Genomic DNA, 26,673 nt, shown 5'->3' on the forward strand with positions numbered 1-26,673 from the left:
TATGAAAAGTGTGATTAACTGGTTTGAAATTCCCGTCGTCGACATGGACCGCGCCATTAAATTCTACGAGCCGGTGATGCAGGTTGCGCTGCGTCGCGAGAAGATGGACGTGGCGGAACTGGCGATTTTCCCGCATGAGGATCCCGCCACCGGCGGCGCGCTGGCAAAATTTGATGGTATTACGCCGTCCTCTCAGGGCGCTATTATTTATCTGCACACTGACAGCCTGGCGGCCACGCTCGATCGTATCGCTTCCGCGGGCGGCAAGTGCGTGTTTGGCCCGCTGGAATTGCCAGACGGTATTGGCACTATCGCCCTGTTTACCGACAGCGAAGGCAATCGCGTCGGCCTTCATCAACCGGCCTGAGAGCAACAAACACGATGACCCGACGCGCTGACCGTTTATTTCAGATTGTGCAAATCCTGCGGGGCAGGAGACTGACAACGGCGGCGCATCTGGCAGAAAGGCTGGGCGTATCTGAACGCACGATTTACCGCGATATCCGCGACCTGTCGCTGTCTGGCGTGCCGGTAGAAGGCGAGGCGGGAAGCGGGTATCGCCTGATGTCGGGCTTTGATTTGCCGCCGCTAATGCTGACCAACAAAGAGTCCGAGGCGCTAATGGTGGCGATCCGTCTGCTCAAGACCTGGGGCGGGGAGTTACTGTCGCGAGAGCTTGAGTCGGCGCAGGAAAAAGTGCTGGCGATCCTGCCGGAGGAGCGTCGCCGCAGGGCCGAACAGACGCGGATTTATGCCCCGGAAATTGCGCTACAGCAGCACTCGCGCAGCGGCTTCGACCTGATTCACCAGGCCATCTCCGCTCAGCGCGTGCTGGCGCTGCACTATCGTGATGAGGCCGGGCAGTTAAGCCGGCGTGAGGTCCAGCCGCTGGGGCTGTTCTTTTGGGGCGAGCACTGGCTGCTGGCCGCGTGGTGCGAGCGGCGCAATGACTATCGCTGCTTCCGTCTCGACAGATGCCTTAATATTGCACAGACGGAAAGACGGTACAGCGAAAGCGCGGACAGGTCGTTGGCGGATTTTTTGCGCAAGGTTAAGCAGTAAAAGCCGGGTGGCGAGGTAAAAGCAAAACGGCAACGATGTTGCCGTTTTTTGTGTTTGCGCCCTCTCCCGTGGAGGAGGCGAGGGTGCGATACTGCACGGGTTAGAAGTTGTAACCCACGACCAGGTAACCACCCCAGCCGGTAGAACGAACGCTGAAGTCGCCGTTGCCGAAGTTCAGGCTCGCATCGTCGTTCCACTGACCACCGTTGTGCCAGTAACGCGCAACAACAGAGTAGTGCCAGTGATCGTAGTTCAGCGCCAGGATGTGGCTGGAGGCGATGGAGTCGTTGGTACGCGCTTTTTTACCGTTCAGGTCACGGAAATCGTTGTCGCCCAGGTCTGAACCCCAGTCAAAGTTGGTGAAGCCAATGTAGCTCAGGTTGCCGCCCCACAGCTGGGTGATCGGCACGAAGTATTTCACCTTGAAGCGGTAGCCATCCCACTCGTTTTCGTTCGCAGCGCCGTAGTTCTGCCACTGGTATTTTGCATACACGTTCAGGGACAGGCTCATTGGCAGGCCGGTATCAACGTCAGTACCCAGACCCATATACCAGGTGCTCTGGCGACCGGACTTATTGCGGCCCATATCGTAGATATAGTTGTTCGCGAAATACCACTCTTTGAACGGACCAAACGCCAGGCTGGTACCGGTCAGTTTGTCGATGGAGAAGCGCGGTTCGATCTCCATGAACAGCGGAGAACCGTGGTTCCAGATACCTTTCGCGTCGGTGTTACCACCGAAGAATACCGGCGCATCCATGTAGCCATAGAAATCAAACCAGTCTTTCTTGGCGAAGGCTTCGTACTCCAGGTAGGTATCGTTACGGATCTGCGGTCCGAAACGGGTGTGATAGCTGCCTACAACGTTAACGCTCTGATGCCACCAGTCGGATACGTATTCTGGCTTGTTATTCTCCGCTGCGTTAGCGGCGAAAGAGGAGGAGAGTGCCAGAACTGCACCGGCTGCGAGTAATGTTTTTTTCATAATCATGCCACTGATTGAAATTCCCTTCCGGGAGTGAAAAATGCGCGAATTGCGTTTCTAAATATTTCGTGTTTCTGCGGAGCCTATTATAGGAATCCCTGCTCACAAAAATATGTGTTGTTTCACATATCTCTCACATACGTAATCGATTGCGTTCACGTTTGCGTACTTTAGACGGGCGGGATTGTAGCGGCAATCATTTATGTTGCCAATCTTTGCGGAGTGTAAATGTTAGCGGAGTGAAATTGCACTCCGCTGCGGATCTGAGGTTACTGCGCGGCGGGCTGAATATCGTGAATGCGGATAAAGCCTAACTGTTCCGGAGTGAGGCCGCTCAGCTGAACGGGGATATCGACGTCGCTCGGCGCAAGCGTGCTTGCCGGGGCGGTGAAAAGCTGGTTCTTCACGTTCACTTCCTGGTAATCTTCGGTGGTGCCCTGGATCTGCCCCCACTCGACGGTGCCGCTAAAGGCCGGAAGCGGATCGTCGGACTCCCCCTGGATACGCAGTGTGGCGCGCGTACCATCCGCGTTGGCTGCAACGTTCACCAGAGACATTTTAAGCATGCCAATCTGGCTGTTGAGTCGGGCCGGCGTATTTGCGCCTGGCAATAAATAAACGCCGTTGCTGGATTTCGCGTTGAGCGCGTTCTGCTGGGTTATCTTCACCGTTTCCTTGTTGAGCTTGTCCATGGCCACGTTCAGCGTATTCACGCTCTGTTTCATCTCGCGGACTTCACTTTGCTGTGCGCAGGCGCTAAGCGTGAAGAGGCTCCCCAGCAGCACTATTTTCAGGTAACGTCTTGTCATTGCGTTTAATTCCTTGAAATCACAGATTGTTGCAATGGTAGACAGGATAGTGCGCTCAGGCATAGATCCTTTGTCTCAAAAAGCTCTTCCTTTGTTGTCGGGCCAGTTCAGGGTAAAATAGAAATCAGTTAACCAGATAACAGGGACATCGTATGCATTGCCCATTTTGCTCCGCTGTGGATACCAAAGTCATCGACTCACGTCTTGTAGGCGAAGGGTCTTCCGTGCGCCGTCGTCGGCAGTGTCTGGTGTGCAACGAGCGTTTTACCACCTTTGAGGTGGCAGAGCTGGTGATGCCGCGCGTGGTAAAAAGTAACGATGTGCGCGAGCCGTTCAACGAAGAGAAATTGCGTAGCGGAATGCTCAAGGCGCTGGAGAAGCGGCCCGTCAGCTCCGATGACGTCGAAATGGCGCTAAACCATATTAAATCTTATCTGCGGGGTCTGGGCGAGCGCGAAGTGCCGAGCAAAATGATCGGTAATCTGGTGATGGAGCAGCTGAAAAAGCTCGATAAAGTCGCCTATATCCGCTTCGCCTCGGTTTACCGTAGCTTTGAAGATATCAAAGAATTTGGCGAAGAGATCGCCCGCTTACAGGATTAAGACCATGCAGGACGAGATGTACATGGCGCGAGCCATGAAGCTGGCGCAGCGCGGTCGGTTTACCACTCACCCTAACCCGAATGTTGGGTGCGTTATTGTTAACAATGGCGAGATCGTGGGGGAAGGTTTTCACTACCGCGCGGGCGAGCCGCATGCCGAAGTCCATGCCCTGCGCATGGCGGGAGAAAAAGCGCGTGGCGCAACGGCCTACGTTACGCTTGAGCCGTGCAGCCACCACGGGCGCACGCCGCCGTGCTGCGAAGCGCTGATTGCGGCAGGCGTCTCGCGCGTGGTTGCCGCCATGCAGGATCCTAACCCGCAGGTGGCGGGGCGCGGCCTGTATCGCCTGCAGCAGGAAGGGATCGACGTCAGTCACGGCCTGATGATGCAGGATGCGGAAGCGATCAACAAAGGGTTCCTGAAGCGTATGCGCACCGGCTTCCCGTTTATCCAGCTGAAGCTTGGCGCGTCGCTGGACGGCCGGACGGCGATGGCGAACGGTGAAAGCCAGTGGATCACGTCGCCACAGGCAAGGCGCGATGTGCAACGTCTGCGCGCGCAAAGCCATGCTATTCTCACTACCAGTGAAACGGTGCTGGCTGACGATCCGGCCATGACCGTGCGCTGGGACGAGCTGAACTCCGATACTCAGGCGCTTTATCCGCAGGAAAACCTGCGCCAGCCGCTGCGCATTATCATTGATAGCCAGAACCGCGTGACGCCGGAGCACCGCATCGTGCAGCAGCCGGGTGAAACCTGGATTGCGCGCACTAAAGACGATACGCGCGCGTGGCCGGAAGGCGTGCGCAGCATAATGGTGCCGGAGCACAACGGGCATCTCGATTTGGTGGTGCTGATGATGCTGCTTGGCAAACAGCAGGTTAACAGCATCTGGGTCGAAGCGGGCCCGACGCTCGCCGGCGCGCTGCTCCAGGCGGGGCTGGTGGACGAGCTGATCGTCTACCTTGCACCTAAACTGTTAGGGAACGACGCGCGCGGCCTGTTTGTGCTGCCCGGCCTTGAAAAACTGGCCGACGCACCGCAACTCGCCTTCAGCGAGATACGTCCGGTGGGTCCGGATGTCTGCCTCCATTTAACGACAGCGTAATTGCTCCCGAAATAGGGAAGCAGCGCGCAAAGTATTATGATAAAATCCGCCCCCCTGCGGGGCCAAATGAACCCGTAAAGGAAGAGTATGAACATTATTGAAGCTGCTGTAGCTACCCCGGACGCTCGCGTCGCCATCACCATTGCGCGTTTCAACAACTTCATCAACGACAGCTTGCTGGAAGGTGCGGTTGACGCCCTGAAGCGTATCGGCCAGGTTAAAGATGACAACATTACCGTTGTTTGGGTTCCAGGTGCATACGAACTGCCACTGGCAGCAGGCGCGCTGGCGAAAACCGGTAAATACGACGCCGTGATTGCGCTGGGTACCGTTATTCGTGGCGGCACTGCGCACTTCGAGTACGTTGCGGGCGGTGCAAGCAATGGTCTGGCACACGTTGCACAGGATGCTGAAATTCCTGTCGCGTTCGGCGTGCTGACTACCGAAAGTATTGAACAAGCCATCGAACGTGCTGGCACCAAAGCCGGTAACAAAGGTGCAGAAGCTGCACTGACCGCGCTTGAAATGATCAATGTATTGAAAGCCATTAAGGCCTGATTTTTTGTAAGGGGAATTCCGTGAAACCTGCTGCTCGTCGCCGCGCCCGTGAATGTGCCGTCCAGGCACTTTACTCCTGGCAGTTGTCCCAGAACGACATCGCTGATGTTGAATACCAGTTCCTGTCAGAACAGGACGTGAAAGACGTTGACGTTCTGTACTTCCGTGAACTGCTGTCGGGAGTGGCGACTAATAGCGCGTATCTCGATGGTCTGATGAAGCCATACCTGTCCCGCCTGCTGGAAGAGCTGGGTCAGGTGGAAAAGGCAGTGTTGCGTATCGCGCTGTTTGAGCTGTCAAAACGTGATGATGTGCCGTACAAGGTAGCCATCAACGAAGCGATCGAGCTGGCGAAAACCTTCGGCGCTGAAGACAGCCACAAATTTGTTAACGGCGTGCTGGATAAAGCCGCACCTGCGATCCGTCCCCACAAAAAGTGATCCGCAAACCGGAGTCCTGCATTGTCTGACGGGCAGTGCGGCTCCGGTTTTTTCTTTTATTTGCTGAGGCATAACGTATGGCATGCGGCGAATTCTCCCTGATTGCCCGTTATTTCGACCGTGTCAGAACCTCTCGTCTTGATGTTGAAACCGGCATTGGCGATGACTGTGCACTTCTCAATGTTCCCGAAAAACAGACGCTGGCAATCAGCACCGACACCTTAGTGTGCGGACGTCATTTTTTACCTGATATCGCTCCTGCCGATCTGGCGTATAAAGCGCTGGCGGTTAACGTCAGCGATCTGGCGGCAATGGGCGCCGATCCCGCCTGGCTGACGCTGGCCCTGACGCTGCCAGAGGTGGATGAAGCCTGGCTTGAAGCCTTTAGCGATGCGCTGTTTGAGCAGCTGAACTATTACGATATGCAGCTGATTGGCGGTGATACCACGGCCGGTCCGCTGTCGATGACCCTGGCGATCCACGGCTACGTGCCGGTGGGACGTGCGCTGAAGCGCTCGGGTGCAAAACCGGGTGACTGGATCTACGTGACCGGTACGCCGGGGGACAGCGCGGCGGGGCTGGCGATCCTCCAGGACCGCCTGAAGGTTAACGACGCCGACGATGCGGCATACCTGGTGAAGCGCCACCTGCGGCCAACGCCGCGTATTCTGCACGGTCAGGCGCTGCGCGAGCGCGCCAGCTCGGCTATCGATCTGTCTGACGGGCTGATCTCCGATCTCGGCCACATCCTCAAGGCCAGCGGCGTGGGAGCGCGTATCGATCTGGACCTGTTCCCGCTGTCAGAGCAGCTGCTGCGCCATGCAGCGCCTGAACAGGCGCTGCGCTGGGCGCTATCCGGCGGAGAAGATTACGAGCTGTGCTTCACCGTGCCCGAACTGAACCGCGGGACGCTGGATGTGGCGTTAGCGCATCTGGGCGCGAAATTTACCTGCATCGGGCAGGTGATGCCGGAGAGTGAAGGTTTGCAGTTTGTCCGTGAGGGCGCGCCGGTTAAGCTCGACTGGAAAGGGTACGACCACTTCGGCTGAATGTTTTGAGCGCCGGGTAAGCGCTGCGCTACCCGGCGTTTGCTTACTTAAACCCCACCACCGGATGCTGCTGGTACGGCGTCTCCAGCTCGGCAATCTGCTCCGGCGTCAGCGATAAATCCACCGCGCTCAGCAGCTCATCCAGCTGTTCTTCCCGCGATGTACCCACGATCGGCGCGGCGACGCCGCGCTTGCTCAGCAGCCACGCCAGCGCCACCTGGGCGCGGGTTGCTCCGGTATCGTCGGCGATCCCGGCCACGCGTTCGGCAATTAGCGCATCGCTGGCTTCGGTAGCGTCGTACAGATTTTTCCCCACTTCATCCGACACCAGGCGGGCCGTGGTCTCCCCCCACGGGCGGGTTAAACGCCCGCGCGCCAGCGGGCTCCACGGGATCACCGCCACGCCTTCCTGATAGCAGAGCGGCAGCATCTCGCGCTCTTCTTCGCGATAGAGTAGGTTGTAGTGATCCTGCATGGTGACAAAGCGTGCCCAGCCGTGCTGCGCCTGGAGATCGAGCGCCTGAGCGAACTGCGACGCGTGCATAGACGACGCGCCAATGTAGCGCGCTTTACCGGCCTTCACGACGTCGTTCAGCGCCTCAAGCGTCTCTTCAATCGGGGTGTTGTAGTCCCAGCGGTGGATTTGCAGCAGGTCAACGTAATCCATGTTCAGGCGTCTGAGGCTGTCATCAATGGAGCGCAGGATCTGCGCGCGCGAAAGTCCTTCGGCCAGGTCGCCCACCGGATAGTACACCTTGGTGGCGACCACTACCTCATCCCGACGGGCAAAATCCCGCAGGGCGCGGCCCACGATCTCTTCGCTGCTGCCGTCGGAGTAGCTGTTGGCGGTATCAAAGAAGTTAATGCCGCCGTCAATGGCGCGTTTGATGATGGGGCGGCTGCTCTCTTCCGGCAGCGTCCAGGCGTGGTTTCCCCGGTCAGGCTCGCCAAACGTCATGCAGCCCAGGCAAAGCCGGGACACCCTGAGGTCCGTTTTTCCTAATGTCGTGTATTGCATGGTTCCGCTCCTGCTGTTTAAACAATACGTTTAAGCATAGCAGGAGCAGAAAAGGGGAGGGATCAGGCCAGCCAGCTGCGGATTCTGGCTTCAATACCGGCGGCATCCAGACCAATGTCCGCGCGCGCCTCGTCCTGAGTGCCTTGTGGGATGAAGTGGTCCGGCAGGCCGAGGTTCAGCACCGGAACCAGCTTACGGTTCGCCATCAGCACCTCGTTAACGCCGCTGCCCGCGCCACCGATGATGGCGTTCTCTTCCAGCGTAATCAGCACGTCGTGGCTTTCCGCCATGCTCAGGATAAGCGATTCATCGAGCGGCTTCACAAAGCGCATATCGACCAGCGTCGCATTCAGGGCTTGAGCGACTTTTGCCGCTTCAGGCATCAGCGTGCCAAAGTTCAAAATCGCCACTTTTTCGCCGCGGCGCTTCACCAGACCTTTACCGATGTCCAGCTTTTCCAGCGGCTTAAGCTCAACGCCCAGGGCATTGCCGCGCGGATAACGCACCGCGCAGGGTCCGTCCTGATAGTGGTAGCCGGTAAAGAGCATCTGACGACACTCGTTCTCGTCGCTTGGCGTCATGATAATCATGTCCGGGATGCAGCGCAGGAAGGAGAGGTCAAACGCCCCCTGGTGCGTCTGGCCGTCAGCCCCCACGATGCCCGCGCGATCGATAGCAAACAGCACCGGCAGCTTCTGAATGGCAACGTCATGGATAACCTGATCGTAGGCGCGCTGCAGGAACGTGGAGTAAATCGCCACCACCGGTTTGTATCCGCCAATCGCCAGGCCCGCCGCGAAGGTGACCGCATGCTGCTCGGCAATCGCAACGTCGAAGTACTGATCCGGGTATTTTTTGGAAAACTCCACCATGCCGGAGCCTTCGCGCATGGCGGGGGTGACCGCCATCAGCTTGTTGTCTTTCGCCGCCGTTTCGCACAGCCAGTCGCCGAAGATTTTTGAATAGCTCGGCATGCCGCCGCTGCTTTTCGGCAGACAGCCGCTGGTATGGTCGAATTTTGGTACCGCATGGAACGTGATCGGATCTTTTTCCGCCGGCTCGTAGCCACGCCCCTTTTTGGTCATGATGTGCAGGAACTGCGGGCCTTTCAGGTCGCGCATGTTCTTAAGCGTCGTCACCAGCCCCAGCACGTCGTGGCCGTCAACCGGGCCAATATAGTTAAAGCCCAGCTCTTCAAAAAGCGTACCCGGCACGACCATGCCTTTGATGTGTTCTTCGGTACGCTTGAGCAGCTCTTTAATCGGCGGCACGCCGGAGAAGACTTTTTTACCGCCTTCGCGCAGCGAGGAGTAAAGCTTGCCGGAAAGCAGCTGCGCCAGGTGGTTGTTCAGCGCGCCGACGTTCTCGGAGATAGACATTTCGTTATCGTTGAGGATAACCAGCATGTCCGGCTTGATATCGCCCGCGTGGTTCATGGCTTCAAAAGCCATCCCGGCGGTGATCGCCCCGTCGCCAATCACGCAGACCGTGCGGCGCTGCTTATTTTCTTTTTCGGCGGCAACGGCAATCCCGATACCCGCCGAGATGGACGTAGAGGAGTGGCCGACGCTGAGCACGTCATATTCGCTCTCGCCGCGCCACGGGAACGGGTGCAGGCCACCTTTCTGGCGAATGGTGCCAATTTTATCGCGACGACCGGTCAGAATTTTGTGCGGGTAGGCCTGGTGGCCCACATCCCAGATTAGCTGATCGAACGGCGTGTTGTAGACGTAATGCAACGCCACGGTCAGCTCAACCGTGCCAAGTCCGGAGGCGAAGTGGCCGCTGGAGCGGCTAACGCTGTCGAGCAGGTAGCGACGCAGCTCGTCACACAGCTTCGGCAGACTCTCTTTCGGCAACAGACGTAACTCCTGAGTGGAGTCAACTAACGCCAGTGTCGGGTATTTGGCAATATCAAAACTCATCAAAGGCTCATCGAGATATATAGTTTATTTATCACGCTGGATTATGTAGTCCGCTAGCGCTTCCAGTGCCGAGGTATCCAGCGATTGCGCGGCCAGCTCGTTCAGCGAGCGGCGGGCATCGTCAATCAGATCCCGGGCTTTACGTTGGGCATGCTCAAGGCCCAGCAGGGCGGGGTAGGTACTTTTGCCAAGCTGCTGATCCGCACCCTGACGTTTTCCCAATGTTGCAGTATCGCCCACCACATCCAGAATGTCATCCTGAACCTGGAATGCCAGACCGATACTTTCTGCGTATCTGTCCAGAATCGGCAGGGCTTTCCGCCCGCGTTCACCCGCACTCAGTGCGCCCAGGCGAACGGCTGCACGAATCAGCGCGCCCGTTTTATGACGGTGAATACGCTCCAGCTGTTCCAGATTAACCTGACGACCTTCAGCCTCTAAATCCAGCGCCTGACCGCCGCACATGCCGGCGACGCCGCTGGCCATGGCCAGTTCGGACACCATCGCCAGACGGTCACGGTCGCTTACCTCAACCATCGGCGCATCGCTCAGAATCGAGAAGGCCAGGGTTTGCAGGGCATCACCCGCCAGAATCGCATTCGCTTCGCCAAATTTGATATGGCAGGTTGGCTGACCGCGTCGCAAATCGTCATCGTCCATGGCCGGCAAATCGTCGTGGATCAGCGAGTAGGCATGGATGCACTCCACGGCGGCTGCCGGGGCGTCCAGCGTGCTATCGCTGATGCCGAACATATTTCCCGTGGCATAGACGAGGAACGGGCGCAGACGTTTACCACCCAAGAGTGCGCCATAGTGCATGGCTTCAACCAGTGGAGTGTTCTGAAAAGGCTGCGGCTCAATAAAACGGCGCAGGGCGTCGTTGGCGCGAGCGACGCGCGCCTGAAGCGCGTTGGCAAAATCCATTTACTCGGCGTCCGGTGTGAATGGCGTGGTTTTAGCGTCTTCGCTGTCGGAAAGCAGGATCTGCACGCGCTGCTCGGCCTGCTGGAGCTTTACCTGCCCCTGGCGCGCTAGCTGCACGCCGCGTTCAAATTCGTTCAGCGCCTCTTCCAGCGGTAAATCGCCGCTCTCAAGGCGGGTAACAATCTGCTCAAGCTCACTCAGCGCAGTTTCAAAACTGGCCGGTGCGTCGTTCTTCTTCGGCATAGTGAATTGACTCTTATCTTTTAGCCCCGCCATGGTAACGGACTCGGGGCAATTATCAAATAACGCGCAATGTGCACAGGAGCCGCGCGATGGTGGTATACTTGCGCGCCTGGAAGCAGTCTTCGGTTATAGGGGCTGCTGTACTTTTCCATTACAAGCCCAACCGCTTGCCTAAGAAACATTGCCGCCATGAAGTTTATCATTAAATTGTTCCCTGAAATCACCATCAAAAGCCAATCTGTGCGTTTGCGCTTTATTAAAATTCTCACCGGGAACATCCGTAACGTATTAAAACACTACGACGACACCCTCGCCGTGGTGCGCCACTGGGACCACGTTGAAGTCCGCGCGAAAGACGAAAACAAACGTCAGGATATCCGCGACGCGCTGACCCGTATCCCGGGCATTCACCATATCCTGGAAGTGGAAGATGTTCCGTTCACCGATATGCATGACATCTTCGAAAAAGCGCTGGTGCAGTACCGCGACCAAATCGAAGGCAAAACCTTCTGCGTGCGCGTGAAGCGTCGCGGTAAGCATGAGTTTAGCTCGATTGAAGTCGAGCGCTACGTCGGCGGCGGTCTGAACCAGCACGTTGAGACGGCGCGCGTGCGTCTGACGAATCCGGACGTGACCGTTAACCTTGAGATCGAGAACGACCGTCTGCTGCTGGTAAAAGGCCGCTACGAGGGTATTGGCGGTTTCCCAATCGGTACGCAGGAAGATGTGCTGTCGCTGATCTCCGGCGGGTTCGACTCCGGCGTCTCCAGCTATATGCTGATGCGTCGCGGCTGTCGCGTGCACTACTGCTTCTTCAACCTGGGCGGCGCGGCGCATGAAATCGGCGTTCGTCAGGTGGCGCATTACCTGTGGAACCGCTTCGGTAGCTCCCACCGCGTGCGTTTTGTGGCAATTAACTTTGAGCCGGTGGTGGGCGAAATCCTCGAAAAAGTGGATGACGGCCAGATGGGCGTCATCCTCAAGCGTATGATGGTGCGCGCGGCATCCAAAGTGGCCGAGCGCTACGGCGTGCAGGCGCTGGTCACCGGCGAAGCGCTGGGCCAGGTCTCCAGCCAGACGCTGACCAACCTGCGTCTTATCGACAACGTGTCCGATACCCTGATCCTGCGTCCGCTGATTTCTCACGATAAAGAGCACATCATCGATCTGGCCCGCGAAATCGGTACCGAAGATTTTGCCCGCACCATGCCGGAATACTGCGGCGTGATCTCAAAAAGCCCGACCGTGAAAGCGGTGAAGGCGAAGATCGAAGCGGAAGAAGAGAACTTCGATTTCAGCATCCTGGACAACGTGGTGGCGGAAGCGACCAACATCGACATCCGCGAGATTGCCCAGCAGACCGAGCAGGACGTGGTTGAGGTGGAAACCGTCAGCGGCTTCGGCGCTAACGATGCAATTCTGGATATTCGCTCTGTTGATGAGCAGGATGACAAACCGCTGCAGGTGGATGGCGTGGAGGTGGTTTCTCTGCCGTTCTACAAGCTGAGCACCAAATTTGGCGACCTCGACCAGAGCAAAACCTATCTGCTGTGGTGCGAGCGCGGTGTGATGAGCCGCTTACAGGCGCTGTACCTGCGCGAGCAGGGCTTTGCGAATGTGAAGGTGTATCGCCCGTAGTTCATTGTCGGGGGGGCGGCCTGATGCCCTCACTCCGCCCCTCTGGCGCAAACATTAAAAACGGCAACCTGTGCGGTTGCCGTTTTGCTTCATTCGTAATAATTATAAATACCCGCCGCCATCACTAACGATGACGCCACCTCGTACGCTTTCTTGCGCCCGACCAGCAGGTCAATAATCTTCAAGCCAAAATCAATGGCGGTGCCCGGTCCCTGGCTGGTGAGCAGGTTAACGCGCGGATCCCAGACCACACGCTTATCCACCCACTGGTCTTCCGGGATCGTGTCCTTTAGCCCAGGGAAACCGGTCATATTTCCGATGGGGAAAATGTCGTGCGGAACCAGCACCGTACCTGCGGCAGCGCAAATGGCCGCGACGATGCGGCCGGAAAGGTGAAACTGGCGAACGGTTTCAACCAGCAGCGGGCTGTTGCGAAAACACTCTGCACCCTTCAGGCCACCCGGCAGAACGATAATGTCGTAATCACCGTCCGCTACCTGTACAAGCGGTGCATCGGCCAGGATCTTCACCCCGCGCGAGCAGGTAATCGCCAGACTTCCGTCGCTGGCGACGCTGGCGGTAGTCACTTTAATGCCGCCACGTACCATCAGATCGATGGCAGTAACCGCTTCCGTCTCTTCGCTACCAGGGGCGAGGCATACCAGTGCCGATGCGCTCATACTCACTCTCCTTTCGTTTTACTAACTCAAACAGACGGCTGTTTTCCGCAACGGTAATACCGTGTGCCCGGGCACGCTTTAACAGATAACCGGTGATGTAATCAATTTCGGTATGCCGCATAGCCCGGATATCCTGCAACATCGAGGAGATATTTTCTGCCGTACTCTCAATGACCTGGTCGACATAATAGCGTAAATCGTCCTCGGAGGTGTGGTGGCCTTCGCGTTCAATCACGGCGGCGACCTCCCGGCAAATCAGCGCAACCTCATCGGGATGATGGCGCAGCTCGCCATTGGGGCAATCCCACAGTGCGGTAAGCGGGTTAATCACGCAGTTTACCGCCAGCTTGCGCCACAGTTCGGCGCGGATAGTATTGTGCCAGGCGACGTCTGGCAACGTGCCTTGCAGGGTATCCGCAAGGTAGCTGTAATCGCCGCGCTGTTCACGCGCCGGGCCGATATGGGTGACGCCGCTGGCAACATGAATGATGACGTTACCGTCACGACGCGCCGCGTGGGTCGTGGTGCCTATCAGCAGCGGCTGACGGACGGCTTTCAGCTCTTCAATGGTGCCCATTCCGTTGTGGATCAGCAGGATGGGCGTGCTCTCACGCAGCTGAGCGGCAAGGCTTTTCACCGCATCGGAAACCTGCCAGGCCTTCAGCGTGACCAGCAGCAGGTCGCTGCTGGCGAGAAATTCCGGATCGTTTGCCGTCAAAGACTCGTTAAAAATGGAGCCGTCGGTTCCAATCACGTTCACGCTGCAATAGGGCTGGGGAATACGCAGCCAGCCCTGAACGCTATGTCCCTGTTTGCATAGCGCGCTAAGCCAGAGTTGACCAAGTGCGCCGCATCCAAGCACTGTTACTTTCATTGTTCCTCCTCACCCGGAACTGCGCCAGGTGCTATGACGCTAAGTATAGCGGCATCAGCTAAGCTTCTCGTTATGCCTCGTTGCAGGTATTATGCAACGCAACAAAAATGAAGGGAGAAGAAAAGATGCCATCTTTCGATATTGTTTCTGAAGTTGATTTGCAGGAAGCGCGTAACGGCGTAGATAATGCTATCCGTGAGGTTGAATCACGTTTCGATTTTCGTGGCGTAGAGGCGACCATTGAGCTGAACGACGCGAACAAGACCATCAAGGTGCTGAGCGAGTCTGATTTCCAGGTTAACCAGCTGCTGGATATCCTGCGCGCCAAGCTGCTGAAGCGCGGCATTGAAGGCACGTCGCTCGATGTGCCGGACGATTTCGTCCACAGCGGCAAAACCTGGTTTGTGGAAGCGAAGCTGAAGCAGGGCATTGAGAGCGCGGTGCAGAAGAAGATCGTTAAGCTCATCAAAGACAGCAAGCTGAAGGTGCAGGCGCAGATTCAGGGGGAAGAGATCCGCGTGACGGGGAAATCCCGCGACGATCTCCAGTCGGTCATGGCGCTGGTGCGCGGCGGCGATCTGGGTCAGCCTTTCCAGTTCAAAAACTTCCGCGATTAAACTAAAAAGCCCGGTTTCACCGGGCTTTTTCAGGCCTTCAGCGCCTGTTCCACTTCAAAGCGGTTAGTCACCTTGCTGTCAATTTTAACGTAAACGCTGCGCTCTTCCGGAACAACCAGCACCTCGCTCACCCCCGCCGTCGTTTCCAGACGCTGTTTTAAGGCGTCGCTAACCTCTACGTCATCCGGAATTTCTACCCGCAGGCTACTCACGTAGCGTGGCTCTTTCATGGTGCTGGCCACAAACAGCCAGACCATCGCCAGCAGCGCGCCCGTCAGGAATACGGTTTGCGAATCAAACAGGCCGTCTACCCAGCCTCCCAGAGAGCCGCCTATCGCCACGCCGAGAAACTGGCTGGTGGAATAAATGCCCATCGCGGTGCCTTTGTATCCTGCCGGAGACTCTTTGCTGATAAGCGACGGCAGCAGGGCTTCCATCAGGTTAAACGCCAGGAAGAATAGCTGTACGCCTGCGATCAGCTCCCAGAAGTGCGGGCCGGAGCCCCACAAAACAATCTCGGCAATCAGCAGTAACGCGACGCAGCCCACGAAGACGCGCTTCATCCTGCGCTTCACTTCGGCGTAAATTATGAACGGCACGACGGAAACAAACGAGATGAGCATGGTCACCAGATAAATTTTCCAGTGCTCAGCCGCCGGAAATCCCGCAGCGGCAAGCTGGCCGGGCAGGGCGACAAAGGTCGACATCAGCAGAATGTGCAGGCACATGATGCCGAAGTTGAGCTTAAGCAGGCGCGGCTCGGCGATGACTTTGCTGAAGCAGCCTTTGACCATCCCGGACTCGCGGTTGAGGACGTGGTTTTTACTGTCCGGCACGACCCACAGCGTAAGCGCGATCCCGACGGTCGCCAGGACGGCAATCATCCAGAACAGGGCGTGCAGGCCGAGCGCATGGGTAATAATCGGACCAAGCACCATGGCGATGGCGAAGGTGACACCGAAGCTGACGCCAATAAACGCCATCGCTTTGGTGCGGTTTTGCTCGCGGGTCAGGTCTGACAGAAGCGCCATCACGGCGGCAGCAATGGCCCCGGAACCCTGCAGGGCGCGTCCAAGAATAATGCCCCAGATGGAGTGGGAGAGGGCGGCTATGACGCTGCCGAGCACAAATACCAGCAGCCCGCCGACGATCAGCGGCTTACGGCCCACGCGGTCGGAGAGCAGACCAAAGGGGATCTGGAAAATGGCCTGCGCCAGGCCGTAGATACCGATCGCCAGGCCAATCAGCGCTTCGCTGGCACCCTGCAACGCCATACCGTACGTGGTCAGAACAGGCAGGACCATAAACATGCCAAGCATCCGCAGCGAGAAAACAGTCCCTAAACCCCATGTCGCGCGCAGCTCGACTGGCGTCATTTTATAATCGTTCATTACCACCTCAGTTCAAAAGCAGGCCATAGTGTAGTGCGGGGAAGGGGCGGGGTAAATAAAGGGTTATTTAACAAATATTACATGCGTAACTAATAGATTTCATGAATAAAAAAGGGTGCCGAAGCACCCCTTTATGTCCTTGCTATGGCTTACCAGACGTAAGTCAGCAGGTTTTGTGAATCCGGCACCATAAAGTCTACGGACATCATCACGGACAGCGAGGTGATGGCGACAATCGAGAACACAAACAGCTTACGTGCCCAGACTTTGTCATCCTCCACTTTGTAGCCGCGCAGGGCCATGCCGAGCCACCAGACGCTCACCGCAGCCGCTACTACCAGATATTTATATCCGGCGTAACCGCCCAGAGAGAGCATCAGGGTTGCCACGGCAAAGGCGATGATGTACAGCGTGATGTGGTTCTTGGCAACCGAGATACCTTTCACGACCGGCAGAACCGGAATGTTCGCTGCCTGATAATCCTTAAAGCGGAAAATCGCAATGGCGTAGGAGTGCGGCATCTGCCACAGGCTAAAGATAGCCAGCAGGATGAGCGCACCGCTATCGAACTCGTTCGTGACGGCGCAGTAGCCAATCACCGGCGGCGCAGCGCCGGAGAGAGAACCAATCAGCGTGCCGTAGACGGAGTGTCGTTTCATATACAGGCTGTAGACGCCTACATACACCACGAACCCCATCACCCCCAGCCAGCAGGCCAGCGGATTAGCACCAAACCACAGCAGCATAAAGCCAGCAATACCCAGCAAGGTGGCGTACACCAGCGAGACGGAAGGGGCAATCAGGCCTTTAACCAGCACCCGATTTTTGGTCCTTTCCATCTTCTTGTCGATATCCATGTCGATGTAGTTGTTAAATACACAACCGGACGCAACCACCAGTGACACACCGACCAGCGTGTAAATAAAGAGGGTGTAATCAATGCTGCCTTTAGAGGCCAGCAGGAACCCTCCGATTACGGAGATCAGGTTGCCAAAGATGATGCCTGGTTTCGTGACTTGCAGGTATTGCTTAAACATACTCGCCGCTCTTAGTGAACCATCATGTTGTAGTTGAGGTTCCACATAATCCAGATGGAACCGACTACCAGGATAGCGATGATAATCACGGTAAAGATAAAGGCCGTCATGTTCCAGCCTTCATCGGACTTGGTGTTCATGTGCAGGAAGCAAACCAGATGCACCAGAATCTGAACCACCGCGGTTACCAGGATTACGCCCAGGATAACCGGCTTGGATGCAGAACCGCTCATCACCATCCAGAACGGGATCACCGTCAGGATGATCGACAGGATGAAACCTGTCATGTAGGTTTTTACGCTGCCGTGGGAAGCGCCATGATCGTTAGAATGACTCATTACATCGCCCCCATCAGATAGACAACAGAGAACACACAGATCCATACCACGTCAAGGAAGTGCCAGAACAGGCTCAGGCACATGATACGGGTACGGTTAGTACTGGTCAGGCCACGACGGGAGATCTGGAACATCAGCACTGCCATCCAGATCAGACCCGAGGTAACGTGCAGACCGTGGGTACCAACCAGCGCGAAGAACGCTGACAGGAAGCCGCTGCGATCCGGACCGAAACCTTCCGCGATCAGGTGATGGAATTCATAGATTTCCATCCCGATAAATCCAGCACCAAACAGCCAGGTCAACGCCAGCCAGGAGACAACCTGGCTCTTGTTGTTTTTGTACATGGCGATAGCCGCCATGCCGTAGGTGATGGAGCTGAATAACAGCAGTGCGGTTTCAACCAGAACGAACGGCAGCTCAAAAATGTCCTTACCGGTCGGGCCGCCCGCTGTGCCGTTCACCAGAACGGCATAGGTCGCGAACAGACAGCAGAACAGGATGCAGTCGCTCATCAGGTAGATCCAGAAACCGAAGACTTTGTTCGGTCCTGCATCGTGGTGCGCATGTTCATGCGCGTGGGCAGTTGAGTGCGCCAGAGTATCAGTTGCCATTTTTCAGCCCCGCTTTAGAAATCTCGTCGAAATGCTGATTTTCCAGCTTTTCAACTTCACGGACTGGTACGTAGTAGTCCACGTCCTCGTCAAAGCTTTTCACAATCCAGCTGATTACGACGCCAGCGAAGCCAACAATCGCCATCCACCAGATGTGCCAGATCATTGCGAAACCAAATACCGTCGCGAAAGCGGCAATCACGATGCCCGCCGCGCTGTTTTTCGGCATGTGGATCTCTTCGTAATGCTCAGGTTGCTTGTACGCTTCACCTTTTTCCTTCATTTCCCAGAATGCGTCGCGTTCATGGATCTGCGGCACAACGGCGAAGTTATAGAAAGGAGGTGGAGAAGAGGTCGCCCACTCCAGCGTACGGCCACCCCATGGGTCACCGGTCAGGTCACGGTTCTGATCGCGGTCGCGAATAGAAACGTAGAACTGAATCAGCTGAGACGCGATACCGCACGCAATCAGAACCGCACCGCCCGCTGCAACCATCAGCATTGGGTGGAACTGCGGGTCAATCTGCTGGCTCAGACGACGGGTCATACCCATGAAGCCCAGCACGTACAGCGGCATAAACGCCACGAAGAAGCCGATAATCCAGAACCAGAAGGCGCGTTTACCCCAGGTTTCGTTCAGCGTGAAGCCAAACGCCTTAGGCCACCAGTAGGTCACACCCGCGAAGCAGCCGAAAACGACGCCGCCGATGATAACGTTATGGAAGTGCGCAATCAGGAACAGACTGTTGTGCAGTACAAAGTCAGCGCCCGGTACCGCCAGCAGTACGCCGGTCATCCCACCTACGGAGAAGGTAACGATGAAGCCGATAGTCCACAGCATTGCTGAGTGGAACTGAATACGGCCCTGGTACATGGTGAACAGCCAGTTGAAGATCTTCACCCCAGTTGGGATGGCGATGATCATCGTGGTGATACCGAAGAAGGCGTTTACGTTCGCGCCCGCACCCATGGTGAAGAAGTGGTGCAGCCAGACGATGAACGACAGAACGGTAATACACACGGTTGCCCACACCAGTGAGGTGTAACCAAACAGGCGTTTACGCGAGAAGGTTGCCGCGATTTCGGAGAAGACACCGAAGACTGGCAGAACCAGGATGTACACTTCCGGGTGACCCCAGGCCCAAATCAGGTTGATGTACATCATCATGTTGCCGCCCATATCATTCGTGAAGAAATGGGTGCCCAGATAACGATCCAGGGTCAGCAGCGCGATGGTGACGGTCAGAATTGGGAACGACGCGATAATCAGTACGTTGGCGCACAGAGATGCCCAGGTAAATACCGGCATCTTGAACATCGTCATACCAGGAGCACGCATCTTCAGGATGGTCACGAAGAAGTTGATACCGGTCAGGGTGGTACCAACACCGGAGAGCTGAAGCGCCCAAATCCAGTAATCGACCCCTACGCCCGGACTGTACTCAATTCCCGAGAGCGGTGGATAAGCCAGCCAGCCGGTCTGAGCAAATTCGCCCACGCCCAGCGACAGGTTAACCAGGATAACGCCAACAACGGTGAACCAGAAGCTCAGGTTGTTCAGGAACGGGAAGGCAACGTCGCGTGCGCCAATTTGCAGCGGAACGACAACGTTCATCAGACCGATAACCAGCGGCATTGCTACGAAGAAGATCATGATAACGCCGTGGGCGGTAAAGATCTGATCGTAGTGGTGCGGCGGCAGGAAACCTGCTTCACCCGCAGAAGCGAGCGCCTGCTGGCTACGCATCATGATCGCATCCGCAAAGCCACGAATTAACATGACGATACCGACGATGCAGTACATGATGCCGAGTTTTTTGTGGTCAACCGAAGTCAGCCACTCATTCCACAGGTAGCTCCACTTACCGAAGTAAGTAATCAGGCCCAGTAGGGCTGCGCCACCAATGATAATTGCAGCAATCGTAACCATGATAATGGGTTCATGGTACGGCACCGCATCCAATGTCAATTTTCCGAACATTTTCTTCCTCGGCCCCTTAGTGAGCGGTTTCCGCGTGGCTCATGTCCATGCCTTCCATACCCTGGTGCGTGTTGTGCTCGCCTTCAGGCTGGGTCATGTCCATGCTCATACCGTGGTCCATAAATTTGCCAATAACGTCTTTAAACAAATTCGGTTTCACGTTAGAGAAGTACTCCACCTTGTTGTATTCGCTAGGTGCAGCCACTTTTTCGAACGCCGCCATGTCAGACATGGTGTTGGTAGACTGCTTCGCTTTTGCAACCCACTGGTCGAAAGTCGCGCGGTCTGGCGTAGCGATAGCTTTAAACTTCATACCCGAGAAGCCCGGGCCACTATAGCTGGCGGAGATACCGTCGTAGGTGCCTGCTTCATTCGCGATCAGGTGCAGGTTAGTCTGCATACCGGCCATCGCGTAAATCTGGCTGCCCAGACGTGGGATGAAGAAGGAGTTCATTACGGAGTTGGAGGTCACTTTGAACTGAACCGGAGTGTTCGCCGGGAAGGCGATTTCATTCACGGTAGCAATGCCCTGCTCTGGGTAGATGAAGAACCATTTCCAGTCCATGGAGACCACTTCAATGGTAATCGGTTTTTCATCGTGAACCAGCGGTTTGCTCGGCTCAAGTGCGTGAGTGGTTTTCCAGGTCAGTACGGCAAGGAACAGGATGATCAGAATAGGTACCGTCCAGACCACAGCTTCCACTTTATTGGAGTGTGACCAGTTAGGGCTATACTTCGCATCTTTATTGCTCGCACGATACTTCCAGGCGAAACCAACAGCCATCAAGATGGCAGGAATAACCACAATCAACATCAGGCCAAAAGCCGTCAGTATCAATGAACGTTGTTCCAGTCCAATCTGTCCTTTGGGGTCTAGTAGTGCAGAATCGCAGCCACTGAGTAATACAGTGCCTGCGAATAATGACAACCATCCCAAACTTTTATTGTATTTCCTGAGTCTCATTTAACGACCTCAATTCCACGGGAGTCTGGTGGCGTTTAAAGTGTGGGGGCATTTTACGGGAAGGTTACATTACTGTAAACATCATTAGCCCTGTGTCAGGAAGGTGTTACTGGGTTCTGCCGCACATGTCACATGTGTTGCAAATTATGTCGCATTTTTGGAGGAAAGCCGCACAGCGTGGGCGTTATAACGAAAGGCCGCTTTAGCCTACCCCAAATGGGGCAATTGGTATAACCATTGCTAAAAATATACAAATAATTAACAATTAATTATCAATAAAAAGACAAATAAAAAACGAAAATACAATCTTTCGAAAGCTGAATCGTTTAACGGAAAATAGCGTAGCGAATTAAGCTCCAATAATTTCCGAATGCTATCCCGCACAAAACAACAAATATTTTTTTTATCCGATGGCGGTTATTTCACCGTTATAATTTCGCACGGTTATTACAACGGGAAATAACCTTTCGCTTTTTGCTTCAGGTCATCTGCGTTTTCCGCAAGGACATGAAATCCAGCGTTCCGCCTGTCAGGATACCTGCAACGGCGAGAAGCACGCCTGCATCAAGCAGCACGGTTTCATAGGGCAGCGATAGCCCGGTGGTGGCGTTAATAATGAGCACCACGAGCCACAGAACCAGCGCAACGCAGCCCACCATCAGCAGGCGGAGGGCAAACCGATAGGCGGCATGGTATTCCGTGCGCGGCATGAAGTGTTCCGTGCGCTGGGTATATTCCAGCGTCTGGCGACAGACCAGCAGCAATAAAATCCCCGGCACGGCGGCCACCACCGAGAAGAGATAAAATGTCGGCCAGCCGTGGGCTTCAACAAACCAGCCCGCGACGGGACCTACGTACACGCGCCCGACGGCGGAGAGGGCAGAGAGCAGGGCAAACTGGGTGGCGGAAAATGACTTATTGCACAGCGTCATCAGCAGTGCAACAAATGCTGCCGTGCCCATACCCCCACACAGGTTCTCAAAGAATACGGCCGTCGCCATGCTGATCATATGCTTGTCGGTAATCGACAGCAGCCAGTAACCGGCATTCGATGCGCCCTGAAGAATGCCGAAGATCAGCAGCGCACGGAACAGCGTCAGGCGCTGCATCAGTACGCCGCCGTACAGAGCGCCGACGATCGTGGCAAACAGCCCCAGCGTTTTGTTGACCACGCCGACTTCCCCCGCATCAAACCCGACACCGCGGATCAGGAAGGTTGTCGTCAGGCTCATGGCAAAGGCATCGCCGAGCTTATAAAGGACAATAAGCAGCAGGATCAGCCAGGCATTATTACGGCCAAAGAAATCGCGCAGCGGTTCTGCCACGGCCTGCTCCAGCGAGCGCGGAACCGGAATGACCTCGCTCGGTTCTGGTGCGAAGAGGGTGGCAATAATGCAGGGGATCAGCAGGGCCGCCATTAGCCAGTACATACCCTGCCAGCCGAGATAGCGGTCGGCGAGCCACAGCGCCAGCCCGCCGGAGACAAGCATACCGAGACGATAGCCGAGCACGCTGATCGCCGCGCCAGCACCGCGTTCTTCCGCAGGCAGGACGTCCGTTTTCCAGGCGTCAAAAACAATGTCCTGGGAGGCGGAACAAAAGGCGATAACTACCGCAAGCGCGGCCATCCAGCGGAGCTGCGTTGACGGCTCAAGGAAGCCCATGGCGGCAATCGCCAGCAGCAGCAGCACCTGCGTCATCACTAACCAGCCGCGACGCCGCCCGAGGAACGGCGGGGTATAGCGGTCCATGACCGGCGACCAGAGGAATTTAAAGACGTAGGCCTGGCCCACGAGCGAGAAGAAGCCGATGGTTTTCAGGTCGATGTTCTCGACCGTCATCCACGCCTGCAGCGTGCCGGAGGTGAGCGCAAGCGGTAAACCGGAGGCGAAACCAAGGATCAGCAGAATAGCTGATTTCGGTTGCTGGAAAATGCGTAAGTAGTGACTGGACATGTTCTTATGAACTGACCCGGTGAAGCACCGGGCCAGTCAGCAGGATTAACGAGCGTTCTGCTTGATGAATTCGTGAATGCTGGTGTCCTGTGCCATATCGGCAATGGTGTCAGTCAGCACGCTGTTAACCGCGTCAGCGATATTTTTGTTGGAGGCCTGGAACGCGCCCTCAACGGAATAGCTCGCACGGTAGTTTTTGTTCATCTTATTGCCGTTCTTCGCGGTCGCGATGATGGCGATATCGGCTTTGGTTGCGATGTTGTAGCGAACGTTGCCCTGGGACACGTCAGCGTACAGATTGTTCACGATGATTTGCAGGTCAACCGCGCCGCTTGGGCCAATCATGTAGCCGCGGGAGGTCATCTGCTTCTCCAGCACTTCCTGTAACAGGAAACGCAGGTCGCGGGATGCGGTCAGGGTGACCTGCTGGTTGTCGCGAGTGACTTTCGCCAGCGCCTGGTCCTGACGCTGATCGGCGCCGTTAATGCTGACCGTTACGCCCATCAGGCTTGGATCCTGCTGAGGCAGGGTAATTTTTGGGGAAACATCAATGGTCGTCGGCGGGGTTGCACAGCCGGCGAGCATAAAGAGCGCTACCAACGGAAAGAAGAGTTTTTTTAACATTTTCGGGTTCTCAACGAATCGTAAGCAAATAGAGAAAAATTGCCGCCATCATAACATCGCCAACGGCCAGGGGAAGTGGTCAACGCATGTAAATTCATCGCCTTGTCTGAAAACTGACCAGCTTTCCGCTTTTCTCCACGCATGAGTGACAAAACGTATGAGTCTCATAGTGAACTTCATTCGTTTGAATGAGAAAATCGGACGAAAGCTAAATATTTGTTGTCTTGTTGTAATGGAACCGGTAAAAGCGGCTAATATTTAAAGGGATGGGTGACATCTTAGCGTTGTCGGAGGAGTGATTTCATGATGATACGTGAGCAGATAGAAGAAAAATTAAGGGCAGCGTTCAACCCTGTGTTTCTCGAAGTTGTCGACGAAAGCTATCGTCATAACGTGCCGGCAGGTTCTGAAAGCCACTTCAAAGTGGTTCTGGTCAGCGATCGCTTCATGGGAGAACGTTTCCTGAACCGACACCGCCTGATCTACAGCACCTTGACGGAAGAACTCTCCACAACCGTACATGCGCTTGCTCTGCATACCTACACCATTAAGGAATGGGAAGGGCTGCAGGATACGGTATTCGCATCACCGCCTTGTCGTGGTGCAGGCACCATCGCCTGATAAATCGGATTTGCAACCGCCGGAGTTTTTCCAGTATGTTGCTTACAGATTTCCTCAAAACGGCCTTCGGGCCGTTTTGTTTTGTCTGAGTTTTGAGCGGATGGCGCGATTTTAAGGCTAAAAATAGCCTTAAAGTGTGAAAAAAGCCGCAGCAACATGCTCCAACCGTTCTCGACTCACCTAAGTGATGCCGCTATAATGCCGCGTCTTAATGAATGTCTTCGGGATGATTCTGGCGACAGGGAATGTGAATCTGCACATAAGAGAGCATCCCGGTATAACAGACAGATTCAGAGTTGACCGAGCACTGTGATTTTTTTGAGGTAACAAGATGCAAGTTTCAGTTGAAACCACTCAAGGCCTTGGCCGCCGTGTAACGATTACTATCGCTGCTGACAGCATCGAAACTGCTGTGAAAAGCGAGCTGGTCAACGTAGCAAAGAAAGTACGTATTGACGGCTTCCGTAAGGGCAAAGTACCAATGAATGTTGTTGCTCAGCGTTATGGCGCTTCCGTGCGTCAGGATGTGCTGGGTGAACTGATGAGCCGCAACTTTATCGACGCGATCATCAAAGAAAAAATCAATCCAGCTGGCGCGCCAAACTACGTGCCGGGCGAATACAAAATGGGCGAAGACTTCACCTACTCCGTAGAGTTCGAAGTGTACCCGGAAGTTGAGCTGAAAGGTCTGGAATCTATCGAAGTTGAAAAACCGATCGTTTCCGTAACTGACGAAGACGTTGACGGCATGCTGGATACCCTGCGCAAGCAGCAGGCGAACTGGAAAGAGAAAGAAGGTGCAGTTGACGCAGAAGACCGCGTAACTATCGACTTTACCGGTTCCGTAGACGGCGAAGAGTTCGAAGGCGGTAAAGCGTCTGACTTCGTACTGGCGATGGGCCAGGGTCGTATGATCCCAGGCTTCGAAGACGGTATCAAAGGCCACAAAGCGGGTGAAGAGTTCACTATCGACGTGACCTTCCCAGAAGAATACCACGCTGAAAACCTGAAGGGTAAAGCAGCGAAGTTCGTGATTAACCTGAAGAAAGTGGAAGAGCGCGAACTGCCAGAACTGACGGAAGAATTCATCAAGCGTTTCGGCGTTGAGGATGGTTCTATCGCTGGCCTGCGTACCGAAGTGCGTAAAAACATGGAGCGCGAGCTGAACGGTGCTGTACGTAACCGTGTGAAGTCTCAGGCGATTGACGGTCTGGTGAAAGCGAACGACATCGACGTTCCAGCAGCCCTGATCGACAGCGAAATCGACGTTCTGCGCCGTCAGGCTGCACAGCGTTTCGGTGGCAACCAGCAGCAAGCGATGGAACTGCCACGCGAGCTGTTTGAAGAGCAAGCGAAACGCCGCGTTGTTGTTGGCCTGCTGCTGGGCGAAGTGATTCGCACCCACGAGCTGAAAGCTGACGAAGAGCGTGTGAAGGGCCTGATCGAAGAGATGGCGTCTGCATACGAAGATCCATCAGAAGTGATCGAGTTCTACGGTAAGAACAAAGAGCTGATGGACAACATGCGCAACGTCGCACTGGAAGAGCAGGCTGTTGAAGCGGTACTGGCGAAAGCGAAAGTGACCGAAAAAGCGACCTCTTTCAACGAGCTGATGAACCAGCAGGCGTAATTTCGCCCCAACGGTTTAAAGTTTGAACAAAAAACCCGTTGCCCTCCGGCGACGGGTTTTTTTTATCACAGCTTGAGTCCTGGAAGGGTGCTAAAACGCCTTTTCAGTGTTAGCGTTACAACAAAAGATTGTTATGCTTGAAATAGGGCGTGGCGAACCCCATAAGTATGTAATCGAGATGATTGAGACTGGCTGATAATCCGTCCATAAGGTTACAATCAGTACAGCAGGTGTTTTCAATTTTGAACCAGGAGACGGAAATGTCATACAGTGGCGAACGAGATAACTTTGCACCCCATATGGCGCTGGTGCCGATGGTTATTGAACAGACCTCACGTGGTGAGCGCTCTTTCGATATCTACTCCCGTCTGCTCAAGGAACGCGTTATCTTTCTGACCGGCCAGGTGGAAGACCATATGGCTAACCTGATCGTGGCGCAGATGCTGTTCCTGGAAGCGGAAAACCCGGAAAAAGACATTTACCTGTACATCAACTCGCCAGGCGGTGTTATTACGGCGGGTATGTCTATTTATGACACCATGCAATTCATCAAGCCGGATGTCAGCACCATCTGTATGGGACAGGCGGCATCCATGGGCGCCTTCCTGTTAACCGCAGGGGCGAAAGGCAAGCGCTTCTGCCTGCCAAACTCCCGCGTGATGATTCACCAGCCGCTGGGTGGTTACCAGGGCCAGGCGACGGATATCGAAATCCACGCCCGAGAAATTCTGAAAGTAAAAGCGCGCATGAATGAACTTATGGCGCAGCATACGGGTCAACCTCTTGAGCAGATCGAGCGCGATACCGAGCGCGATCGCTTCCTCTCTGCACCAGAGGCAGTTGAGTACGGCTTAGTCGACTCCATTTTGACCCATCGTAATTGATGCCCGCGACGCGAGTGTGCCGCTATACTAAGGTAGGGCGGCACGTTGCCAGTAAGCAGCTTGCGTCTGAAAATGGCATTTGCGTCGTCATGTGCGGCACAT

28 protein-coding genes are annotated in these 26,673 nt (G+C 55.4%); 12 read left to right on the top strand and 16 right to left on the bottom strand.

The window, feature by feature from the left end:
* Position 1: 1 nt before the first annotated feature.
* Together OWK27_RS02700 and OWK27_RS02705 are read left to right on the top strand one after the other, a co-directional pair.
* Positions 2-367, top strand: a complete 366-nt coding sequence (locus OWK27_RS02700) for a VOC family protein (protein ID WP_267589772.1) — start codon at positions 2-4, stop codon at positions 365-367.
* A gap of 14 nt (positions 368-381) precedes the next feature.
* Complete coding sequence (locus tag OWK27_RS02705; protein WP_267589773.1) at positions 382-1,062, top strand: helix-turn-helix transcriptional regulator; 681 nt, start codon at positions 382-384, stop codon at positions 1,060-1,062.
* 100 nt (positions 1,063-1,162) lie between these two features.
* Here OWK27_RS02705 and OWK27_RS02710 read toward each other — a convergent pair whose 3' ends face one another.
* Positions 1,163-2,047: a nucleoside-specific channel-forming protein Tsx gene (locus tag OWK27_RS02710; protein ID WP_148420266.1), complete on the bottom strand. Its 885-nt coding sequence runs from the start codon at positions 2,045-2,047 to the stop codon at positions 1,163-1,165.
* Positions 2,048-2,316: 269 nt separating this feature from the next.
* Complete coding sequence (locus tag OWK27_RS02715) at positions 2,317-2,856, bottom strand: DUF3251 domain-containing protein (RefSeq protein WP_267589774.1); 540 nt, start codon at positions 2,854-2,856, stop codon at positions 2,317-2,319.
* 152 nt (positions 2,857-3,008) lie between these two features.
* Here OWK27_RS02715 and nrdR point away from each other — a divergent pair, with 152 nt between their 5' ends.
* From nrdR to thiL, 5 genes are all read left to right on the top strand, one after another.
* Positions 3,009-3,458, top strand: coding sequence for a transcriptional regulator NrdR (gene nrdR / locus OWK27_RS02720; protein ID WP_003859099.1), 450 nt, complete (start codon positions 3,009-3,011; stop codon positions 3,456-3,458).
* Positions 3,459-3,462: 4 nt separating this feature from the next.
* Entirely contained in the window at positions 3,463-4,566 is a 1,104-nt protein-coding gene (gene ribD / locus OWK27_RS02725) for a bifunctional diaminohydroxyphosphoribosylaminopyrimidine deaminase/5-amino-6-(5-phosphoribosylamino)uracil reductase RibD (RefSeq protein ID WP_267589775.1), read from the top strand.
* An 87-nt stretch (positions 4,567-4,653) separates the two neighbouring features.
* The gene (gene ribE, locus OWK27_RS02730) at positions 4,654-5,124 is read left to right on the top strand and encodes a 6,7-dimethyl-8-ribityllumazine synthase (RefSeq protein WP_003859098.1); all 471 of its coding nucleotides are present in this window, start codon (positions 4,654-4,656) and stop codon (positions 5,122-5,124) included.
* Positions 5,125-5,144: 20 nt separating this feature from the next.
* On the top strand, positions 5,145-5,564 hold the full coding sequence (nusB, locus tag OWK27_RS02735) for a transcription antitermination factor NusB (protein ID WP_006809908.1): 420 nt from the start codon (positions 5,145-5,147) through the stop codon (positions 5,562-5,564).
* A gap of 77 nt (positions 5,565-5,641) precedes the next feature.
* The gene (gene thiL / locus OWK27_RS02740; protein WP_267589776.1) at positions 5,642-6,613 is read left to right on the top strand and encodes a thiamine-phosphate kinase; all 972 of its coding nucleotides are present in this window, start codon (positions 5,642-5,644) and stop codon (positions 6,611-6,613) included.
* A gap of 43 nt (positions 6,614-6,656) precedes the next feature.
* Here thiL and OWK27_RS02745 read toward each other — a convergent pair whose 3' ends face one another.
* The 4 genes from OWK27_RS02745 to xseB all read right to left on the bottom strand — a co-directional run bounded on the left by OWK27_RS02745 (position 6,657) and on the right by xseB (position 10,723).
* A complete protein-coding gene (locus tag OWK27_RS02745; RefSeq protein ID WP_148420270.1) occupies positions 6,657-7,631 on the bottom strand; it encodes an aldo/keto reductase in 975 nt (324 codons plus the stop codon).
* Between the two features lie 62 nt (positions 7,632-7,693).
* Positions 7,694-9,556 (bottom strand): 1-deoxy-D-xylulose-5-phosphate synthase, encoded by a 1,863-nt coding sequence (gene dxs / locus OWK27_RS02750; RefSeq protein WP_267589777.1) that lies wholly within the window; start codon positions 9,554-9,556, stop codon positions 7,694-7,696.
* Between the two features lie 24 nt (positions 9,557-9,580).
* A complete protein-coding gene (gene ispA / locus OWK27_RS02755; protein WP_267589778.1) occupies positions 9,581-10,480 on the bottom strand; it encodes a (2E,6E)-farnesyl diphosphate synthase in 900 nt (299 codons plus the stop codon).
* Positions 10,481-10,723, bottom strand: a complete 243-nt coding sequence (gene xseB / locus OWK27_RS02760; protein ID WP_008503331.1) for an exodeoxyribonuclease VII small subunit — start codon at positions 10,721-10,723, stop codon at positions 10,481-10,483.
* 189 nt (positions 10,724-10,912) lie between these two features.
* On the opposite strand from xseB, the gene thiI reads away from it, so the two are divergent.
* Positions 10,913-12,361 (top strand): tRNA uracil 4-sulfurtransferase ThiI, encoded by a 1,449-nt coding sequence (gene thiI, locus OWK27_RS02765; protein ID WP_148420274.1) that lies wholly within the window; start codon positions 10,913-10,915, stop codon positions 12,359-12,361.
* An 89-nt stretch (positions 12,362-12,450) separates the two neighbouring features.
* Here the strand turns inward: thiI and yajL are convergent, their stop codons facing one another.
* Both yajL and panE read right to left on the bottom strand, forming a co-directional pair.
* A complete protein-coding gene (gene yajL, locus OWK27_RS02770; RefSeq protein WP_267589779.1) occupies positions 12,451-13,041 on the bottom strand; it encodes a protein deglycase YajL in 591 nt (196 codons plus the stop codon).
* On the bottom strand, positions 13,004-13,915 hold the full coding sequence (gene panE / locus OWK27_RS02775; RefSeq protein WP_176611052.1) for a 2-dehydropantoate 2-reductase: 912 nt from the start codon (positions 13,913-13,915) through the stop codon (positions 13,004-13,006). Before panE ends, yajL begins: the two co-directional genes overlap by 38 nt.
* A 125-nt stretch (positions 13,916-14,040) precedes the next feature.
* On the opposite strand from panE, the gene OWK27_RS02780 reads away from it, so the two are divergent.
* Positions 14,041-14,532 (top strand): YajQ family cyclic di-GMP-binding protein, encoded by a 492-nt coding sequence (locus tag OWK27_RS02780; protein WP_267589780.1) that lies wholly within the window; start codon positions 14,041-14,043, stop codon positions 14,530-14,532.
* A gap of 29 nt (positions 14,533-14,561) precedes the next feature.
* Here the strand turns inward: OWK27_RS02780 and OWK27_RS02785 are convergent, their stop codons facing one another.
* The 8 genes from OWK27_RS02785 to OWK27_RS02820 form a co-directional block, all read right to left on the bottom strand.
* A complete protein-coding gene (locus OWK27_RS02785; RefSeq protein ID WP_148420278.1) occupies positions 14,562-15,923 on the bottom strand; it encodes an MFS transporter in 1,362 nt (453 codons plus the stop codon).
* A gap of 149 nt (positions 15,924-16,072) precedes the next feature.
* Positions 16,073-16,960 (bottom strand): heme o synthase, encoded by an 888-nt coding sequence (gene cyoE / locus OWK27_RS02790; RefSeq protein WP_003859062.1) that lies wholly within the window; start codon positions 16,958-16,960, stop codon positions 16,073-16,075.
* A gap of 11 nt (positions 16,961-16,971) precedes the next feature.
* A complete protein-coding gene (locus OWK27_RS02795) occupies positions 16,972-17,298 on the bottom strand; it encodes a cytochrome o ubiquinol oxidase subunit IV (RefSeq protein WP_148420279.1) in 327 nt (108 codons plus the stop codon).
* Positions 17,298-17,912, bottom strand: coding sequence for a cytochrome o ubiquinol oxidase subunit III (locus OWK27_RS02800; protein WP_063451697.1), 615 nt, complete (start codon positions 17,910-17,912; stop codon positions 17,298-17,300). Before OWK27_RS02800 ends, OWK27_RS02795 begins: the two co-directional genes overlap by 1 nt.
* Positions 17,902-19,893 (bottom strand): cytochrome o ubiquinol oxidase subunit I, encoded by a 1,992-nt coding sequence (cyoB, locus tag OWK27_RS02805; RefSeq protein WP_148420280.1) that lies wholly within the window; start codon positions 19,891-19,893, stop codon positions 17,902-17,904. Before cyoB ends, OWK27_RS02800 begins: the two co-directional genes overlap by 11 nt.
* A gap of 16 nt (positions 19,894-19,909) precedes the next feature.
* Complete coding sequence (gene cyoA / locus OWK27_RS02810; protein WP_003859054.1) at positions 19,910-20,857, bottom strand: cytochrome o ubiquinol oxidase subunit II; 948 nt, start codon at positions 20,855-20,857, stop codon at positions 19,910-19,912.
* Between the two features lie 479 nt (positions 20,858-21,336).
* Entirely contained in the window at positions 21,337-22,812 is a 1,476-nt protein-coding gene (gene ampG / locus OWK27_RS02815; RefSeq protein WP_267589781.1) for a muropeptide MFS transporter AmpG, read from the bottom strand.
* Positions 22,813-22,857: 45 nt separating this feature from the next.
* The gene (locus OWK27_RS02820; RefSeq protein WP_176611046.1) at positions 22,858-23,436 is read right to left on the bottom strand and encodes a lipoprotein; all 579 of its coding nucleotides are present in this window, start codon (positions 23,434-23,436) and stop codon (positions 22,858-22,860) included.
* A gap of 303 nt (positions 23,437-23,739) precedes the next feature.
* Here OWK27_RS02820 and bolA point away from each other — a divergent pair, with 303 nt between their 5' ends.
* The 3 genes from bolA to clpP all read left to right on the top strand — a co-directional run bounded on the left by bolA (position 23,740) and on the right by clpP (position 26,571).
* A complete protein-coding gene (gene bolA, locus OWK27_RS02825) occupies positions 23,740-24,057 on the top strand; it encodes a transcriptional regulator BolA (protein ID WP_148420283.1) in 318 nt (105 codons plus the stop codon).
* Between the two features lie 331 nt (positions 24,058-24,388).
* Positions 24,389-25,687: a trigger factor gene (gene tig, locus OWK27_RS02830; RefSeq protein WP_148420285.1), complete on the top strand. Its 1,299-nt coding sequence runs from the start codon at positions 24,389-24,391 to the stop codon at positions 25,685-25,687.
* 260 nt (positions 25,688-25,947) lie between these two features.
* Entirely contained in the window at positions 25,948-26,571 is a 624-nt protein-coding gene (gene clpP, locus OWK27_RS02835) for an ATP-dependent Clp endopeptidase proteolytic subunit ClpP (protein ID WP_006809880.1), read from the top strand.
* Positions 26,572-26,673 lie beyond the last annotated feature (102 nt).

Origin of the sequence: Enterobacter cloacae complex sp. 2022EL-00788 (assembly GCF_026627565.1) — a bacterium.
Lineage (GTDB): Bacteria > Pseudomonadota > Gammaproteobacteria > Enterobacterales > Enterobacteriaceae > Enterobacter > Enterobacter pasteurii.